The sequence below is a fragment of the Ahrensia marina genome (assembly GCF_042140245.1).
In the GTDB taxonomy this organism is placed as follows: domain Bacteria; phylum Pseudomonadota; class Alphaproteobacteria; order Rhizobiales; family MH13; genus MH13.
In genome coordinates, this window is the sequence record NZ_CP159483.1 from 3,662,056 (window position 1) to 3,677,285 (window position 15,230).

Sequence of the window (15,230 nt, forward strand, 5' to 3'; positions counted from 1 at the left end):
GGTTAGCTCCCAATCGTGATCAGACTATCGGTTTCGGCGGAACGGTAGAGAGCATGAAGCAGCTCAGTGACGCGCGCCCCGTTCTCGCCATTGGAGGCGTTTTCAACCGGCTCACCGGCGCAGAGGCTGGCAAATACTTCAACGGGCAGAGCACCGTCATATTCGCCGTCCTCGGCGCTCATCTCGACCACCTCATCGGTTTTGTCATCGCGGTAGAGCGCCAGCTTCGCATCAGCATTGTTGAAGTCGATCATGCCCTCACTGCCATAGATCTTGATGTCCATGTGCATGCCAATATGCTTGGGAACGGTGGAAGCGCCGGACATAGAGATGGTTGCACCATTGGTGGCCCGAGCAGTTGCCGCATCGTAGAAATCGACACCTGTCGGCGACTTGCCGACCATACAGTAGGCGTTCTGCGCGCGCAGATCAGACACATAGATGAGCCAGGCAAGCACATGAGAAAGCTGCCCCCAGCCATAGCCGCCAGCGCGCTTTGGATCGGCCCATGTGGATGCTGGCGGTCGATACATATGATCTGTGGTTTCCATCATCGGTTCCCCCGCGAAGAGATCGGACAGGGCCGACCCCATCTGGCAGGCTGCATGGCGAACCTCGCCAATGCGTCCGTCGCGCACCCACCCTGCCGCCTTCATGGAGAACCACTCAAAGTTCATGCCTGTGGGCACAAGAACCTGTTTGCCAGCTTTGGTAGCCGCATCGGCGATTGCCCAGCCATCTTCAGCAGTAGTCGCCATCGGCTTCTCAACCAGCACATGACAGCCCCCTTCCAAGCCCATGACAGCGGGAGCCCGATGGGCAACATGAGGCGTGGACACAAGGAGGCCGTCGAGATTTTCCGAGGCAAGCATGGCAGCAAGATCGGTGTAGCGTCCATCGATCCCAAAACGGTCGCCCGTCTCAGCCAAACGCGCTTCATCGAGATCACAGATGGCGACGAGATCGGCATGGCTGCTTTTTTGCACGGTCGGGATGTGGTTGAACGTTGCCCACCAACCAGCACCGACCAAACCCAGACGGGCTTTGTTGTGTTCGCTCATTCATCATCCCCCTTCTTCATGTCGGGCTGTTCAATCGTCACGCGGTAGACATTGTGCATGTGCTGCTCGGCAGCTTTGGCGGCTGCATCGGCGTCACGTGCTTTGAGCGCAGCCACCAAGACCTGATGGTCGGCATAACTCTGGCGCAGCACCGCAGTGCTTTCAGACGCAAGCTTGCGAAACTCCAGTCCGATGACGTTTAGGCTCTCACCGATGCGCTTGAGAAACGCGTTGCCCGAGCCAATCCAGATCAGTTCATGGAAAGCGTAGTCGGAGGCGCGAAAGGCATCAGGATTGTCGAGGCAGTCAGCCTGCGCCACCAGGATCGCATCCAGGCGGGCAAGGCTTGCGCCATCCATGTTGATGGCTGCGCGGCGCGCCACATCGCTCTCGATCAAGGAGCGAGCATCGTACAACTCACTGACATTGAGATCCTGCAAAGATAGAAAGAACTGGATGGGGCCGAGAAGCGCTTCAGCATCCAGATCGGAGATGTAAGCTCCACCGCCTTGGACGGTACGGACCACACCAAGGATCGCAAGGCCGCGAATGGCTTCACGCACAGACGGGCGCGAAACATTCAGGCTTTGCGCCAAGTCACGTTCGGTGGGCAGTTGATCCCCCGGTTTCAGCGTGCCCGCCTTGACCATATCCAGGATGCGACGCGCGACCATCTCGCCAACGGGCAGACGCTCGATAGGCAGATCGAAATCAAGTTTCTGCGCCGTGTTCATGAGCCGCTTTCCTGTTGTTTCTTGCCACGCAGCAAGGTCGACACATCCACTCTGGGTAGCAGCACCGAGGCGATCAGCAGTATACCGATCACGCCTGTTTGGATGTGACCGGTGATGTTGAGCAGTGCCATACCGTTGCGCAGGTTGAGCACGATGAGAATCGCCAGCAGTGTACCCAGAAGCGTACCCGAACCGCCAAAGATGCTCACACCACCGAGCAGCACCATGGTGATGATGTCGAGCTCAAAGCCGAGTGCAACGTCGCCACGCACTGCGCCTACCCGCGCCGCGTAGAGCAGGCCGGCAAAGGCGGAGACAAGGCCAGACATGATGAACAAGATCATCTTGTGCTTGTTCGTATCGATGCCTGCGAAAGCTGCTACGTCGCGATTGGTGCCAATCACGTAGGTTTTGCGGCCAAAACCGGTGCGTTGCAGCAGCACATAGAGACATACAAACAGCACGCCGAAAGCGATCAAGGCGAACGGAACTGGACCAAGCCATCCTTGCTGACCAAGCGCATCGAACCAGTCTGGGAAATCGGTGATGCCACGATCTTCCACCAACACGCGGGCCAGCCCACGAAAGCCAATCAAAGTTGCCAATGTCACCACGAGGGACGGCAGGCCAATCGTTGTGATGAAAAAACCGTTGAGCGCACCACCCGCCGCGCCAATCAGAAGCACAATGGCGATAGCCAGAACCGGGTCGACTCCCATCTGAAACAGGTAACCAAAGGCGCACGCCGCCAGACCCATCATGGACCCTACCGACAAGTCGATCTCTGCGTTGATGATCACAAAGGTCATCACCAGAGCGACAATGATCTTTTCAATTGAAAGCTGGAAAAGGTTGATCTGGTTGCCCAGTGTCATGAATTGCGGCGAGAGCGCGGTGTTCATCAACACGATGAAGATGAGTGCGCAGACCAAAAAGCCTTCCCAGGTTTGGACTTTGGCCCACATGGAAGCAAGCGGGGATGGTTTATCCATGCGTCACCTCCTTTTCGCGCTTCTCATGGTGTTTGGCGGCGCGCAGTGCGACCAGGCGGCGCATAACGACCGCGTCCAGCGCAACGGCCGTTAGGATCAGCGTGCCAAGCACCGCCTCGCGCCAGAACTCAGAGACAAGCTGCCAACGCACCAGGCTGGTTTCGATGAGATCGACCAGAACCGCCCCGATGAGTGCGCCAAAAACTGTTCCGGACCCTCCGAAAATGTTGACCCCGCCCACCACGGCGGCGGCCACAGATTTCAATTCAAAACCAAGTCCAGCGACCACCGTGATGTTGCCGAAGCGCGCCAGGAACATGAAGCCCGCTAGCCCAGTTAGGGCACCTGCACACACAAAGGCGAAGAACACCGTCAGCTTCTGATTGATGCCTGCCATCTCGGCAGCTTCCGGGTTGGAACCAATCGCGTAGAGTTTGCGCGCGACCCGAAGCCGTTGCAGCGCGATATGGACCGCGATCACGATGACAACCGCAATGACGAATGAAGCACGGAACTGGAACTGTCCAAGTTCAAAGAGCCGCGTATTGGGGAAGCTGGTCAACCACTGGGGCAGCTGGGATGACGTAATCGATTTGCCATCGGCAAACTCCACCAGCAATGAACGGAAGAGCGCCATGGTGGCCAATGTAACAATGATCGCTGGCACCCGCGCGTAAGCGACAAAGAATCCGTTGAATGCTCCAAAGCATGCGCCGAACAACATGGAGAAACTAACCAGCAACAGAGGATGCAGATCCGGCATGGCAGCGATCAGGCTGCCGGTTGCAAAGGCGGTGAAGCCGACCACCGATCCGACAGACAGATCGATGTTGCGGGTGAGGATTACCAGCGTCTGCGCCGTGGCGATCAGAGCCATGATGGCGACGGACGATGAGATACGGTTGAACAACCGACCATTCAGATAGTTCGATATCTGCGTAGAGAAGAACAGGATCACCAGTGCCAGAACAAGCAGCAGGGCAATGATGCGCAGGGTTTGCGGGTTGAGATTGGAAAGCGCGCGCATCATGCCGCCACCCTCCCCAGATCGTCCTGCCCCGTTGCAAGCGCCATGATGCGCTCCTGATTGGCCTCCTCATGATCAAGGATTGCCATTTGCTCACCCTCGCGCATCACTAAAATGCGGTCGCCCATCGCAAGCACTTCGGGCAAGTCGGAGGAGATGACAATTGCCGCCCCGCCTTGCTTGACAAAGTCGCGAATGAGATCGTGAACCTCGGCCTTGGCACCGACATCAATACCGCGCGTTGGTTCATCGAAAATCAGCAGGTCTGGCTGCATGTTCAGCCATTTGGCGAGCATGACCTTTTGCTGGTTGCCACCAGAGAGCATGCCAACTTCGGTCTCGATGTCAGGCGTACGAATGTTCAGCCGCTGGCGGAATTGGTGCGCCGTCGCGCGTTCTTTCTCGCGGTTGATCAATCCGATTTTGGAAAGGAAATCACCAAGCGTGGCGAGTGAGATGTTGGCGCGGATGGCCATTGGCATCGCCAGCCCAAGCTTGCGACGATCCTCGGACACATAGGCGATGCCGGCATCCATCGCCTGCTTGGGCGAGGTTATCTTCAACGGTTCACCCTTGTATGCGACCGTGCCGGAGGTCGCCGGATGAATGCCGAACAGCGCCAGCGCCACGTCAGTACGGCGCGCGCCGATCAAACCCGCCATGGCCAGCACTTCACCTCGGCGTAGCTCAAAATCGATATTCTCAAAAACGCCATCGAGCGTGAGACCACCCACACTGAGGATGACCTCATCGCGGGCATGGCTCTTGGCCTTGGCAAAGTAATTGCCCACCTCTCGACCCACCATTTCGGCAATCATGGTGTCCGTATCCGTCTCAGTGATCAGCCTGGTGGAGATGTGTTCGCCGTCTCGTATCACTGTCACTCGATCGGCCACCTCAAAAATCTCTTCCAGGCGGTGCGAAATGTAGACAACGGCCACGCCATCTGCCGCTAACTGGCGGGCGATGCGGCGCAGTTGCTCCGCTTCATGGGCCGACAGTGATGCTGTAGGCTCATCCATAATCAAAACGCGGACGTCTTGGGAAAGCGCACGTGCGATCTCGACGGCCTGCTGCTCGGCCAGCGTTAAACCGCTGGCGGCGCGATCAACATCCAGATCCATACCAATGCGCTCGATCAGCGCGCTGGCTTCGCGGCGCTGTTTGGCTTTGTTTTGCAACCAACCTCCACCGACCTGGCTGATAAAGATGTTCTCAGCAACATCCAAATCAGGAAAGACCATGGGTTCTTGATAGATCGCAGCGATGCCAAGCTCGCGCGCAGTTTGCGACCCAGAGATCGTCCGCACCGTATCATCCACCGAGACCGTGCCTTCGCTCGGCTGGTGGATACCGGTCATGATCTTGATCATGGTCGACTTGCCGGCACCATTCTCACCGACAATGGCGTGCACCTCACCGGGAAAAAGAACCAGCGACATATCCGAAAGCGCCAGTGTTGAGCCAAAGCGCTTAGAAACATGGTCCAAGGAAAGAACAGGTTGGGTCATCGGAACCGTGGGTTGGACGTTTGCAACTCCGGCGCAGCGGGAGGGACCGCGCCGGAGCGTTGGCAGCTAGTGGGCTGATGCGCTTACTGCGCCGCAGCCTCCACATTGTCTGCCGTGTAAACTGTGAAAGGACCCATCAGGATGCGGCTTGCGCCTTCGCGGCCAGGATCTTCCTCGATGGTGTATTCACCCATGCGACCGGCGGTGAAGGTTTCACCGATTTCGCCAGACAGTTGACCCGTGGCGAGGCCGTAGGCTGTGTAGTAGGTGAGGTAGCCAAGGTCGCGGAAATCCCAGAGCGCAAACTCAGGTGCGCAGCCATTGAGCGTGTAGGACAGCATCTCAGCTGGCAGGCCGAGACCGGACACGCGCACCTGGTCGCAAAGGCCTTCATCCTGCATGGCTTTGGCCGAGGCCTGGATACCCACCGTGGTCGGCGACATGATCAAGCCAAGGTCGGGATACTGATCAACCAGCGCCAAGGCACGGTTGTAGCTCACCTCTGCCTGGTCATCGCCATAGACGATGTCGACCAGTTCAATGTCGGCGTACTTGTCGTCTTCCAACGCTTCTTCCATAGCCGCAATCCAGGCATTCTGGTTGGCCGCATCAGGCGTTGCCGAAAGCACGGCCATCTGGCCGGACCCACCGAGGATGGAGTGTGCCATATCGGCCATCACGACACCGATGGAGCCAAAGTCCACCTGCGCGACGAACACATCCTCACCATCACCTGATGGAATGGGGCTGTCCCAAGTCACCACGCGGGTGCCAGCTTCCTGTGCTGCTTGCGCAGATGGCACAATCTGATCACCGGCATTGTTAGAAAGCATCACAGCGCCTTGGCCCTGCGTGGCCGAGGTGGTCATGATCTCGATCTGCCCAGCCACTGAGTTTTCAGGCGTTGGACCCACGAAAAGCAGCTCGCCAGGGTTTTCCAGCTCGGCATGGGCTTCCTGTGCGCCTTCATTGGCTTGGTCAAACACCAGGATGCCAAGGAATTTTGGCAGCAGAACCATGTCCACTTCCTGCCCACCTTCCAACATCATGTCGGCGGCAGCGGGAACAGCAGCCACCGACATGCCGGTGACCACAAGCGCTGCAGCGGCGCAGCTCGTCATCAAATGCTTCATCATTTCCTCCCGTTTCGGGTCTGAGTGGCCGCCTTGTGGCGTGCCGTTCTTGCGTTTGCGAGCTTGATCCACAATGGATGTGTGGCATCCCGGCTCGCGCGGGATTTCGTGCGGTCAGGGCACAGGTTTGCGCGGCCCCTCTCCTTTGAGAGCAAGCGTAATGTCCTGCGCGACCAAGCCTTGAAGCCGGTCAATGGCTGCTTCGGAGTACCAGGCAGAATGCGGTGTCAGAATGAGGCCGGGAGCGTCGCGCAACGGCGAGGTCTCCGGCAGCGGTTCGGCAGCAAACACATCCAACGCGGCACCGGCGATGGTGCCTGAGCGAAGCGCTTCTGCCAGATCAGTTTCGTTGATCAGTTGGCCGCGCGCGGTGTTCACCAGCAAAGCATGGCTCTGCATCTTCGCCAGCGTTTGCGCGTTGAAAAACCCTATGGTCGCGGCAGTTGCCGGGGCGTGACACGTGATGATGTCGGCGGTTGCCAAAAGTGTGTCTGAGTCCACCAGCGTGATGCCATAGACCCGTGCATCATCCTCGGACAAGCCAGGATCAGCAGCAATGAACCGAAAGCCAAAACCCTTCAGGCGGGCAAGCACAGCCGATCCGATCTGACCAATCCCAAAGAAACCAAAAGTGGTTTCGCTGAACGGTTTCAGAGGTTTGGAGTGTTTGACCGCTGCCCATTCGCCGGCACGCACTGATGCATCCAATGCGGGTAGCTTGCGTAGCAGTGAGAGCGCCAGTGCCGCTGTGTGGTCTGCCACTTCGTCGGTACAGTAGTCCGGCACATAGCCAACCTTCAGCCCGGCTTCACGTGCCGCCATAACATCGATGTTGTCATAGCCCACCCCGTACCGAATGACGGTTGCGCCAGGCTTGACGGCCCTTACAGCGTCAGCGGTGAATGGAGCGAACTGAACAACAGCAACATCGGCTCCGTTGACGGCCGCAGCGACATCTTCAGCCGTCTTGCACTGAAAGCCCTCAAATCCAGCACTGGCAGCGTGTGCAGCAGCTTCTTCCTGCGCCAGGTTTGGAAAAATCGTGTCGGTGACGACCACGCGCGCACTTACACCACCAGTGGTCATTGGGACGTCTCCAGATAATCATGCAAGATGGTGCCCGCGATGAGGGTGAAATCAGCGCGCCAGAAGAAGCCTTCCAGCGGCTCAAGAACCGGCAAGCGGAACAGAGGCAGCTGCGCATTGGGGCGAAGCTCAACCGTGCACGGCCCTGCCCAAGCCTCATGAATGACCACATCGGTCAGCGCACGTGAGGTGAGCTGGCGGATCGCCGGGCGGCCGTCGATGTGATCGATGGCTTTCAAATTGATGTTGGTGGCAAAGTCGAAATGCGGTTTGATGGCCGAAGCTTCAACGGCATGTTGTTTGTAGGCCATCGTGCCGGTCAGCACGTCGATACCGTTGCGCTCCACCGTGCCAACAAGGAGATCGCCTCGGGCCTCGATCTGAGGGTTGCCAAGCTTCTTCGGCTGGCCATGCACCTCACGGCCGTGCACCACCCCACCGTCGGACGACAGAGCGAGATAAGGTGAATAGCCGCCCTTGGCTTTGCCGGGAAGTTCGGCGCCAACCATGACGTTCATTTCGCCATAGGGGCCGATCCAGTCCGGGTCATTCATCTGGTAGATGTGGGCGCAGGCAATATCGCTTGTGCGCTTCAAAGGCGGGGGGAGAAGAAAGTCGATCGCATCGGGATCAGTGCGCCAATAGAGCGTCATGATCGCGCAATCGCGAAACTTGAACGGGAATGGCGGCAACATCGGCGCATCCCACGGCGTGGAAAAACCAGGCGCGACAATGTCCTCCACCGTCGGCGGTGTCATACCAAAACGGGCGGACTTACCCGTCATGCTGCAGCCGCCAGACGCTGTACGACATCTTCCTGCACGTCGATGCCCAAGCCCGGCGCATTGATGGGGTAGGCCCAGCCATCCTTGTGCCAGAGCTTCTCGCCAACCAGCTCGTCCTGCACGACAACGCCGAAGGGTTTGTACTCGAAGATTTCAGCATTCGGCGATGCCAGCGACAGGTGTAAGCTGGCTGCTGTCGTGATGCCGGTGGACCAGGCGTGAGCATTGATCACCTGGCCATATTGCGAGCAAAGCGCGTCAACACGCCGGAACCCCGTTATGCCTTCAACCCGGGCCGGATCGACACCATAGACCTCGACCGCGCCCATCTCCATCTGGCGACGGTAGCCCGCCTCAGTGAACTCGCGCTCGCCAGAGGCGATGCGCACATCGGTCGAGGCGGCCAGTTTTTTGTAGCCAGCATCATCGGTCGGATAGAGCGGCTCTTCGTACCAACCAATGCGGTACTCGCCCATGCGATTGCAGACCGAGATAGCTGTCTCCAGATCCCAGCGTACGCCGTTTCCTATATCGACAAGGATTTCAGCTTGGTCGCCAAGCGCCTCGCGAAGGGCACGAATGAAGCTGACATCGGTGTCGGGATCACCGCCGATATTGCTCTCGCCCTTTTTAGCAAAACCAAGCTTGGTGGAGCGGAACCCAGCCTCAAAGAAGCCAACCACTTCAGCGACACACGCCGCCTCGCCCCTCTTGTTCACATGGGAGGACGCGTTGGCGAGTAAACGGTCATGCTTCAGCCCACCAAACATCTCGTAAAGCGGCTTGCCAGCTGCTTTGCCAGCAATGTCCCACAGAGCCATATCGACGCCGGACAAGGCAAGTGATGCGATACCACCCTCGCCATACCACCACACATGGCGGCGCATCTTCTCCCAGGCCGTAGCCGTATCCGTGGCATCATCGCCCTTGAGAATTGGCTCCAGCCCATCGGTGATGATGGTGGCAACTGCCTTGCAGGCTTCTGGCCACATGGCGATGCACTCGCCCCAACCAATGGCACCCTCTTCAGTAGTCACCTTCACCAGCACCGTGCGGCGGGTCGTGCCGAAATCGTTCGGGTCGGGATAGGCAATGGGGAACGGTTCTATGGCGCGGATACGCATTCTTTGGCCCACCTCCCGATTTGGATCAGCGCTTTTGTTGGCTGCCTCTTGATGCATGCTCGTCTTGAGCTTTGACACCGGGCGGTTGGCGCTGTATCCGTCAAATTGGACAGACCAATTAAATAACCAGACAAAATAGAGGTCAAGAGGAAATGTTTAATCTCGCACCGATCCCCGTACCCGACCTATCAGGCCGCTCCATTCTTCTGACCGGCGCTGACCGTGGTATCGGTGCTGCGCTCACCCGCGTTCTGGTCGATAAAGGAGCCCGCGTTATCGCCGGTATTTATGGCAAGGTGGACGTTCCTGAGCTTCTTGAAGGTGCGCAGACCATCAGCCTGGATGTGACCAGTCAGGAGCAGGTCGATGAAGCCATTGAGGCTGTGGGTGGGCGCCTCGATGTCCTTGTGAACAATGCAGGTGTGATTGCGCCGATCGGGCACGCCGCGGACCTTGCAACCGACAGCATGCGCCAAGCCTTTGATGTGAATGTGCTTGGCGTGCACCGGATGGTGGTGGCCGCGCTACCCCTTCTGAAGACATCCAAAGGCGTAGTAGTGAACGCCGGAACCGGGGCGGCGACAACTCCTATGGAAGGATGGACTGCCTATTGCTCTTCCAAGGCGGCGATGCGGATGCTCACTCAGATGTTTGCCATGGAATTGGCGAACGATGATGTGCGCAGCGTGTTTATCGGCATCCCACCCACAGACACCGACATGCAAGGTTCCATCCGTCAGGCGGGGCTCAACCCCATCTCCAAAATCGCGCAAAGCGATTTGGTGGACCCGAAGGTGCCCGCCTCGGTCATGGCGTGGCTCTGCAGCGAGGATGCCAAGCAGCGCACTGATGTACTTCAAGACGTACGCGATGATTTCTTCACGGCGATGATGGCGCTTTAGGCTGAAATCAGTGCCGTAATATCTTACCGAAGAAGTTGCGCGCACGCTCCGTGTTGGGTGCATCAAACATCTGTTTTGGCGGACCTTCTTCGATCACCTCGCCCTCGTCCATGAAGATCACTTTGTCGGCCACTTCTCGAATAAATGACATTTCATGGCTGACCAGGATCATAGTGATGCCTTCGGACGCCAACCGACGAATGGTGTCCAGAACCTCGTTGACCAACTCTGGATCAAGCGCAGAGGTCACCTCGTCGAGCAACAAGATCTCTGGCTTGAGGGCCAACGCACGTGCGATGGCCACGCGCTGCTGCTGTCCACCAGAAAGCTGGTCAGGATAGGCGCTGAGCTTGTCGGCCAGGCCGACCATAGCCAATAGCTTTTCGGCTTGGGCGCGCACCTCTTGTTTGGGGCGTTTCTTGATCTTCTCAGGCGCCACCGTGACATTTTTCAGCACGCTCATGTTCTGAAATAAATTGTACTGCTGGAAGACAATCGCCATTTGATCGCGAGCGTCTCTCACAGATGCGCCGCTTGAATAGTCGATGCTCTTCTCATGAATTGTGACTGAACCAGCCGTCGCTTGCGTCAGCCCCACAAGCGTGCGCAACACCGTTGATTTGCCGGAACCCGACGGCCCGACCAACCCGATGATTTCGCCCTTCTCCATAGAGAAGGAGACGCCTTTGAGGACCTCAATCGGCCCGTAACTTGCGCGCAGAGCGTTGACCGCGAGGTGTGGCAAGGCGTTTCTCCAGATATTGGCCCAGCATGCTGAGCGGGAAGGACATGAGGAAGTAGCACATGGCAATTGTGCCGAAGACGAGCAGGGCAGAAAATCCCTGATTGTTCAGCTCTTTGCCGCGAAACGTCAGCTCAAAGACACCAATCTGGCTGACCAGCGCCGTGTCTTTGATGAACGAGACGGCAAAGGCGATGGCCGGCGGAACGATGATTGGCCAAGCTTGTGGCAAGGTGATCGTGAGAAGCGTGCGCAAGCGCCCAAAATTCATCGCAGTCGCCGCTTCAATCTGCGTTTGCGGGACTGATTCAATGCCGCCGCGAATGATGTCAGCGGTGTAGGCCACGGCGTAAATGCAGATGGCGATGACGGCGATGGTGAAGAGCGATGCATCGGTGGAGACCGTCTGGATAAAGAAAAGCACCAGATAGATGACCACAATGAAAGGGATACGCCGAAACACTTCCACATAGGTGATACAGATGAGACGCAACGGCAAAGCCCAAAGGCCGGGCGTTTGACGCAGATAGACCAAAACGAACGCAAGGCCGAACCCGATCAAGCAGCCCATGGCCGTCATCGCCAGTGTTAGTCCGGCCGACTGGGCCAACAGCGCCATGTTGTCGAGCGTGAAAAAGCGCGGCAACTGTTCGATGATGCGTTCCACTAGCGCTGCTCCACCATCAGAAAATCCTTGCCTTCACGCGGAATGCCCAACGACCCAGCAGCGCCAAACCAATGGAAGCAACGAACGTCAAAATGACGTAGAGAACAGCAACAACGGAGAAGTACTCCAGCCAGCGATAGTTGATGGTCGATAGGTTGATTGCTTGGCCAGTCAGTTCATCAACACCGATGAGCGCGCCAATCGAGGTTCCCATGACGAGCACAACGATGAAGAAGTTGGCGAGCGCCGGATAGACCGACTTGGCGATGTGCGGCACGATGATGTAGCGAATTTGCTGAACCAAAGAGAAGCCGAGCGTTTGACCCGCTTCCAACTCGGTTTTGCGCACAGACAGAAACCCAGCACGCAATATCATTGTGAGATAAGCGCCTGCGTTCAGGATCAAACCTATAAGAACACAAGCCTCATTCGACCAACGCAGTCCGACCTCTGGCAGTCCAAAATAAAGAAAGTAGATCTGGATAAGCGCCGGTGTGTTCGTGATGAAAACGACATATCCATCGACCAACCAACGCAGGGGCATAGGCCCGTATGTCTTGATGGCCGCCCCAACAAGACCAATCAAAACGCCACCGGCGAACGCAATGACGCCAAGCTGAAAGGTCAGCCATGCGCCTTCCATAAGGGCGTCGAAGTTGTCCCAGACGACGCGATATTGAAACGTGTAGTTCATGGGACCCTAAATCAACGCCGAACGAAGCGGAGCAACTGCCCGACACCCCGCCCAGCCCCGCCGCAGGAGTGGCAAGACCAGACGAAGCGTCGGGAAGACGGAGCTAGAAGTATGGGTTCGGGGTGACCTCACGCAGCATTGGCGAGCCGTAGTGCGCTTCCCATGTCTCGTTGATCATCCCTGAGGAATGCAGATCGTAGAGAAGGATGTTGAGCACTTCGGTTAGGTTGTCATTGCCTTGGGCAACGCCAATGGCGCAGTAGGCAACGAAGATTGGGTTTTCAACCACGCGCCAGTCGACATCGGGATAGTTCTCGGTGAAGGCCATGAAGAAGTCGATGTTCTCGACAATGGCATCCGCGCGACCTTGCGCGACCAACCGAACAGTGTCGGCAAGTGTGTCCACAAGCTCCAACTCCACGTTGGGCATGTTCTCTTCGATCCAACCAACGGTCCAGTTGCCGCGCATATTGGCCAATGTCACGCCGTCTTCGTTGAAGTCTTCCCAGCTATCACCATCGATCTCAGATGTCGCAAGCACAGCCAGAACTTCGGTGTGCAGTGGCACGGTGTAGTCGATCAGCATCGCGCGTGATGCGTTGCGAGTCAGAGCGCCGAGCGAAACATCGATCCGATCAGAAACGAGGAACGGCACACGCTGCGGTGTTTCGGTTGGCACCCATTCAACTTCCACGCCGAGGCCTTCTGCCAACGCGGTGGCGACATCAATGTCGAAGCCTTCCCAATCACCAGCGTCGTTGCGCGTACTCATGTTCGGGAAATTCGGATTGATGCCCACGCGCAAAACGCCTTCGGACAGAATTTCATCAAGGGTGCGTGCCTCGGCCACGGCGATGGGCGCACTAAGAATGGCAAGGCCCGTTAAGCCGGCAGCAAGGGTGCGTTTGATCATTGATCTTCCTCCACATTGAGTTTGTCCGGTGGGCAGAATGCCATCGGAAGAGAGTTCACCTCGCCTCTGTGTGCGCATTGCGAACTTTCGTGCGGATTATGACGCTTTGTCGCACCATCCTGTCAATGGCGCATCCATACGTGCAAACCTCTATGCCGCACCCTTTGGTGGTTAGACTTCGGCCTCGACTTCGATTTCGACGTCATAAGGCCCGATCATTGTGATGCCTGCGATAAGCGTGTTGGCCGGCCTGACGGCTGCAAAGCAACGCGCATGCACCTGGAAGACCGCTTCCCAGTCTTCCTCTTTGCGCAGGTAAATGCGCGAGCGCACCGTGTCTGCATCCATTTCGCCGGCCGCAGGACACCATTTGGTTAGGATCGTTCGGTGTCTCGCCAGCTTCGCGCATCGCCTTATACGCCATGCCAGCAATAATCTCCGCACCGCCATAGTGATCGGCCATATCAAACGTATCGAACCCGTCGCGGGCGTAGTCGACCAGCGCCTATGCTGCGCTATCGAGGTCGAACACTTTCCCATCACGCTCCTGGTCAGCCATCTGCCACAATCCTGTAACCAAACGTCAGATGGGCACGTTGCCAATGGCAAGATCAGATGCAGTCATGATCATTTTAGCCCCCATTTTCGAACATTTGTGCGTATATTAAACAGAGTCGCAAGGCCTCACTTGGCTTGTTTCAAAGACATGCTCGATGAGTCCCAACGCAGTGGATGAACATGCGCATTGGATTGGTTGTGAACCCGATTGCCGGATTGGGTGGACGGGTTGGACTGAAGGGGACAGATGGCCCCGGGACGGTCGCTGAGGCGCTGGCGCGCGGGGCGGCCCCTCAAGCTGGGCCGCGCACACGGCGCGCCCTAACCCGGCTTTCGGAGCGCGCGCCTAGCACTGAGCTTCTTTCCGCGCCAGGCCCACTTGGCGCTGACTGGGCAAGTGCGTTGGATCTAGATTTCACAACGGTTGACCTCAAAACCAGCACGCAAACAGCCAGAGACACGAGGCTGGCGGTCGAGGCCATGATGGATTGCGACCTCATCGTCTTTGCTGGCGGCGACGGTACAGCGCGTGATGTCAGCGCATCTCTCAAACCGGGACAAGCGATGCTTGGCATACCTTGTGGCGTCAAAATGCACTCTGGAGTGTTTGCCATATCACCGGAAGCCGCCGGGTCATTGCTCGCAGATTGCGTCGCAGCGCCCGAACGGATCCAATGGACCGACGATGCCGAGGTGATGGACATTGATGAGGCGGCCTTGCGCCAAGGCCATATTGCGCCGGAGCTTTATGGACATGCGCGTGTCCCAATGGCCCGGAGCCGTGTCCAAGCCTCCAAGGGTGGCCCTCGCACGAACTGGAGCGCAGCGCTTCAGGGCGCGGCAGCAGAACTTGCCAACCAGATGGACGACGAAACCCTTTACATCATTGGTCCTGGAACGAGCGCCGGTGCCGTAATGCAAGCGATGGGACACGACCCAACAGTGCTGGGGATTGATGCGGTGCGCGGAGGACACGTTGTTGGCCGTGACATCGGATCGAAGGAACTGGAGACCCTTGCGGTCGGCGGACCTATCAAGATCGTGCTTGGTGTGACGGGACAACAAGGATTTTTGATTGGTCGCGGCAACCAGCAAATCAGTCCCAAAGTTCTTGCAAAAGCACGCCGCGATGGCCTGATTGTTCTGGCGGCTGAAGACAAGTTGATGGGCCTTGCACAAACACGCCTCTGGGTGGACAGCGGAGACCCCCAACTGGACGCCGAGCTCGAGGGTTTTCTTAGGGTGCGCACCGCTCCAGGCCGAGAGACGATGATGCGGCTATCTGCCGGTTGAAATCCCAG

At 57.6% G+C, this 15,230-nt stretch carries 16 protein-coding genes; 2 read left to right on the forward strand and 14 right to left on the reverse strand.

Annotated elements, in window-relative coordinates; genetic code table 11:
• Window positions 1–2: 2 nt before the first annotated feature.
• The 9 genes from ABWH92_RS17730 to ABWH92_RS17770 all read right to left on the reverse strand — a co-directional run bounded on the left by ABWH92_RS17730 (window position 3) and on the right by ABWH92_RS17770 (window position 9,453).
• Window positions 3–1,061, reverse strand: a complete 1,059-nt coding sequence (locus ABWH92_RS17730) for a Gfo/Idh/MocA family protein (RefSeq protein ID WP_375570657.1) — start codon at window positions 1,059–1,061, stop codon at window positions 3–5.
• The gene (locus tag ABWH92_RS17735) at window positions 1,058–1,795 is read right to left on the reverse strand and encodes a FadR/GntR family transcriptional regulator (protein ID WP_375570658.1); all 738 of its coding nucleotides are present in this window, start codon (window positions 1,793–1,795) and stop codon (window positions 1,058–1,060) included. The genes ABWH92_RS17730 and ABWH92_RS17735 overlap by 4 nt, the downstream gene beginning before the upstream one ends.
• On the reverse strand, window positions 1,792–2,787 hold the full coding sequence (locus tag ABWH92_RS17740) for an ABC transporter permease (protein ID WP_375570660.1): 996 nt from the start codon (window positions 2,785–2,787) through the stop codon (window positions 1,792–1,794). The genes ABWH92_RS17735 and ABWH92_RS17740 overlap by 4 nt, the downstream gene beginning before the upstream one ends.
• Complete coding sequence (locus tag ABWH92_RS17745) at window positions 2,780–3,817, reverse strand: ABC transporter permease (protein WP_375570661.1); 1,038 nt, start codon at window positions 3,815–3,817, stop codon at window positions 2,780–2,782. Before ABWH92_RS17745 ends, ABWH92_RS17740 begins: the two co-directional genes overlap by 8 nt.
• Window positions 3,814–5,325, reverse strand: coding sequence for a sugar ABC transporter ATP-binding protein (locus ABWH92_RS17750; RefSeq protein ID WP_375570663.1), 1,512 nt, complete (start codon window positions 5,323–5,325; stop codon window positions 3,814–3,816). Before ABWH92_RS17750 ends, ABWH92_RS17745 begins: the two co-directional genes overlap by 4 nt.
• A gap of 83 nt (window positions 5,326–5,408) precedes the next feature.
• Complete coding sequence (locus ABWH92_RS17755; protein ID WP_375570665.1) at window positions 5,409–6,446, reverse strand: rhamnose ABC transporter substrate-binding protein; 1,038 nt, start codon at window positions 6,444–6,446, stop codon at window positions 5,409–5,411.
• A gap of 126 nt (window positions 6,447–6,572) precedes the next feature.
• The gene (locus ABWH92_RS17760; RefSeq protein WP_375570667.1) at window positions 6,573–7,544 is read right to left on the reverse strand and encodes a C-terminal binding protein; all 972 of its coding nucleotides are present in this window, start codon (window positions 7,542–7,544) and stop codon (window positions 6,573–6,575) included.
• Window positions 7,541–8,329, reverse strand: a complete 789-nt coding sequence (locus ABWH92_RS17765) for an acetoacetate decarboxylase (RefSeq protein ID WP_375570669.1) — start codon at window positions 8,327–8,329, stop codon at window positions 7,541–7,543. Before ABWH92_RS17765 ends, ABWH92_RS17760 begins: the two co-directional genes overlap by 4 nt.
• Window positions 8,326–9,453 (reverse strand): mandelate racemase/muconate lactonizing enzyme family protein, encoded by a 1,128-nt coding sequence (locus ABWH92_RS17770; protein ID WP_375570671.1) that lies wholly within the window; start codon window positions 9,451–9,453, stop codon window positions 8,326–8,328. The genes ABWH92_RS17765 and ABWH92_RS17770 overlap by 4 nt, the downstream gene beginning before the upstream one ends.
• 152 nt (window positions 9,454–9,605) lie before the next feature.
• Here ABWH92_RS17770 and ABWH92_RS17775 point away from each other — a divergent pair, with 152 nt between their 5' ends.
• Window positions 9,606–10,355, forward strand: a complete 750-nt coding sequence (locus tag ABWH92_RS17775) for an SDR family NAD(P)-dependent oxidoreductase (protein ID WP_375570673.1) — start codon at window positions 9,606–9,608, stop codon at window positions 10,353–10,355.
• Between the two features lie 7 nt (window positions 10,356–10,362).
• Here the strand turns inward: ABWH92_RS17775 and ABWH92_RS17780 are convergent, their stop codons facing one another.
• From ABWH92_RS17780 to ABWH92_RS17800, 5 genes are all read right to left on the reverse strand, one after another.
• Window positions 10,363–11,100: an amino acid ABC transporter ATP-binding protein gene (locus tag ABWH92_RS17780; RefSeq protein WP_375570675.1), complete on the reverse strand. Its 738-nt coding sequence runs from the start codon at window positions 11,098–11,100 to the stop codon at window positions 10,363–10,365.
• Complete coding sequence (locus tag ABWH92_RS17785) at window positions 11,051–11,764, reverse strand: amino acid ABC transporter permease (protein WP_375570677.1); 714 nt, start codon at window positions 11,762–11,764, stop codon at window positions 11,051–11,053. Before ABWH92_RS17785 ends, ABWH92_RS17780 begins: the two co-directional genes overlap by 50 nt.
• A gap of 16 nt (window positions 11,765–11,780) precedes the next feature.
• Window positions 11,781–12,458, reverse strand: a complete 678-nt coding sequence (locus tag ABWH92_RS17790) for an amino acid ABC transporter permease (RefSeq protein WP_375570679.1) — start codon at window positions 12,456–12,458, stop codon at window positions 11,781–11,783.
• A gap of 103 nt (window positions 12,459–12,561) precedes the next feature.
• Entirely contained in the window at window positions 12,562–13,371 is an 810-nt protein-coding gene (locus tag ABWH92_RS17795) for a transporter substrate-binding domain-containing protein (protein ID WP_375570681.1), read from the reverse strand.
• Window positions 13,372–13,542: 171 nt separating this feature from the next.
• On the reverse strand, window positions 13,543–13,719 hold the full coding sequence (locus ABWH92_RS17800; RefSeq protein WP_375570683.1) for a hypothetical protein: 177 nt from the start codon (window positions 13,717–13,719) through the stop codon (window positions 13,543–13,545).
• 390 nt (window positions 13,720–14,109) lie between these two features.
• On the opposite strand from ABWH92_RS17800, the gene ABWH92_RS17805 reads away from it, so the two are divergent.
• On the forward strand, window positions 14,110–15,222 hold the full coding sequence (locus tag ABWH92_RS17805) for an ATP-NAD kinase family protein (protein ID WP_375570685.1): 1,113 nt from the start codon (window positions 14,110–14,112) through the stop codon (window positions 15,220–15,222).
• The last annotated feature ends 8 nt before the right edge of the window (window positions 15,223–15,230 follow it).

What these genes read in the sequence shown, in the direction of transcription:
- ABWH92_RS17800 (WP_375570683.1), bottom strand. Translation starts at nt 13,719, where the DNA reads ATGGATGCAGACACGGTGCGCTCGCGCATTTACCTGCGCAAAGAGGAA.
- ABWH92_RS17770 (WP_375570671.1), bottom strand. Translation starts at nt 9,453, where the DNA reads ATGCGTATCCGCGCCATAGAACCGTTCCCCATTGCCTATCCCGACCCG.
- ABWH92_RS17755 (WP_375570665.1), bottom strand. Translation starts at nt 6,446, where the DNA reads ATGACGAGCTGCGCCGCTGCAGCGCTTGTGGTCACCGGCATGTCGGTG.
- ABWH92_RS17790 (WP_375570679.1), bottom strand. Translation starts at nt 12,458, where the DNA reads ATGAACTACACGTTTCAATATCGCGTCGTCTGGGACAACTTCGACGCC.
- ABWH92_RS17765 (WP_375570669.1), bottom strand. Translation starts at nt 8,329, where the DNA reads ATGACGGGTAAGTCCGCCCGTTTTGGTATGACACCGCCGACGGTGGAG.
- ABWH92_RS17745 (WP_375570661.1), bottom strand. Translation starts at nt 3,817, where the DNA reads ATGATGCGCGCGCTTTCCAATCTCAACCCGCAAACCCTGCGCATCATT.
- ABWH92_RS17760 (WP_375570667.1), bottom strand. Translation starts at nt 7,544, where the DNA reads ATGACCACTGGTGGTGTAAGTGCGCGCGTGGTCGTCACCGACACGATT.
- ABWH92_RS17775 (WP_375570673.1), top strand. Translation starts at nt 9,606, where the DNA reads ATGTTTAATCTCGCACCGATCCCCGTACCCGACCTATCAGGCCGCTCC.
- ABWH92_RS17740 (WP_375570660.1), bottom strand. Translation starts at nt 2,787, where the DNA reads ATGGATAAACCATCCCCGCTTGCTTCCATGTGGGCCAAAGTCCAAACC.
- ABWH92_RS17730 (WP_375570657.1), bottom strand. Translation starts at nt 1,061, where the DNA reads ATGAGCGAACACAACAAAGCCCGTCTGGGTTTGGTCGGTGCTGGTTGG.
- ABWH92_RS17805 (WP_375570685.1), top strand. Translation starts at nt 14,110, where the DNA reads ATGCGCATTGGATTGGTTGTGAACCCGATTGCCGGATTGGGTGGACGG.
- ABWH92_RS17795 (WP_375570681.1), bottom strand. Translation starts at nt 13,371, where the DNA reads ATGATCAAACGCACCCTTGCTGCCGGCTTAACGGGCCTTGCCATTCTT.
- ABWH92_RS17735 (WP_375570658.1), bottom strand. Translation starts at nt 1,795, where the DNA reads ATGAACACGGCGCAGAAACTTGATTTCGATCTGCCTATCGAGCGTCTG.
- ABWH92_RS17750 (WP_375570663.1), bottom strand. Translation starts at nt 5,325, where the DNA reads ATGACCCAACCTGTTCTTTCCTTGGACCATGTTTCTAAGCGCTTTGGC.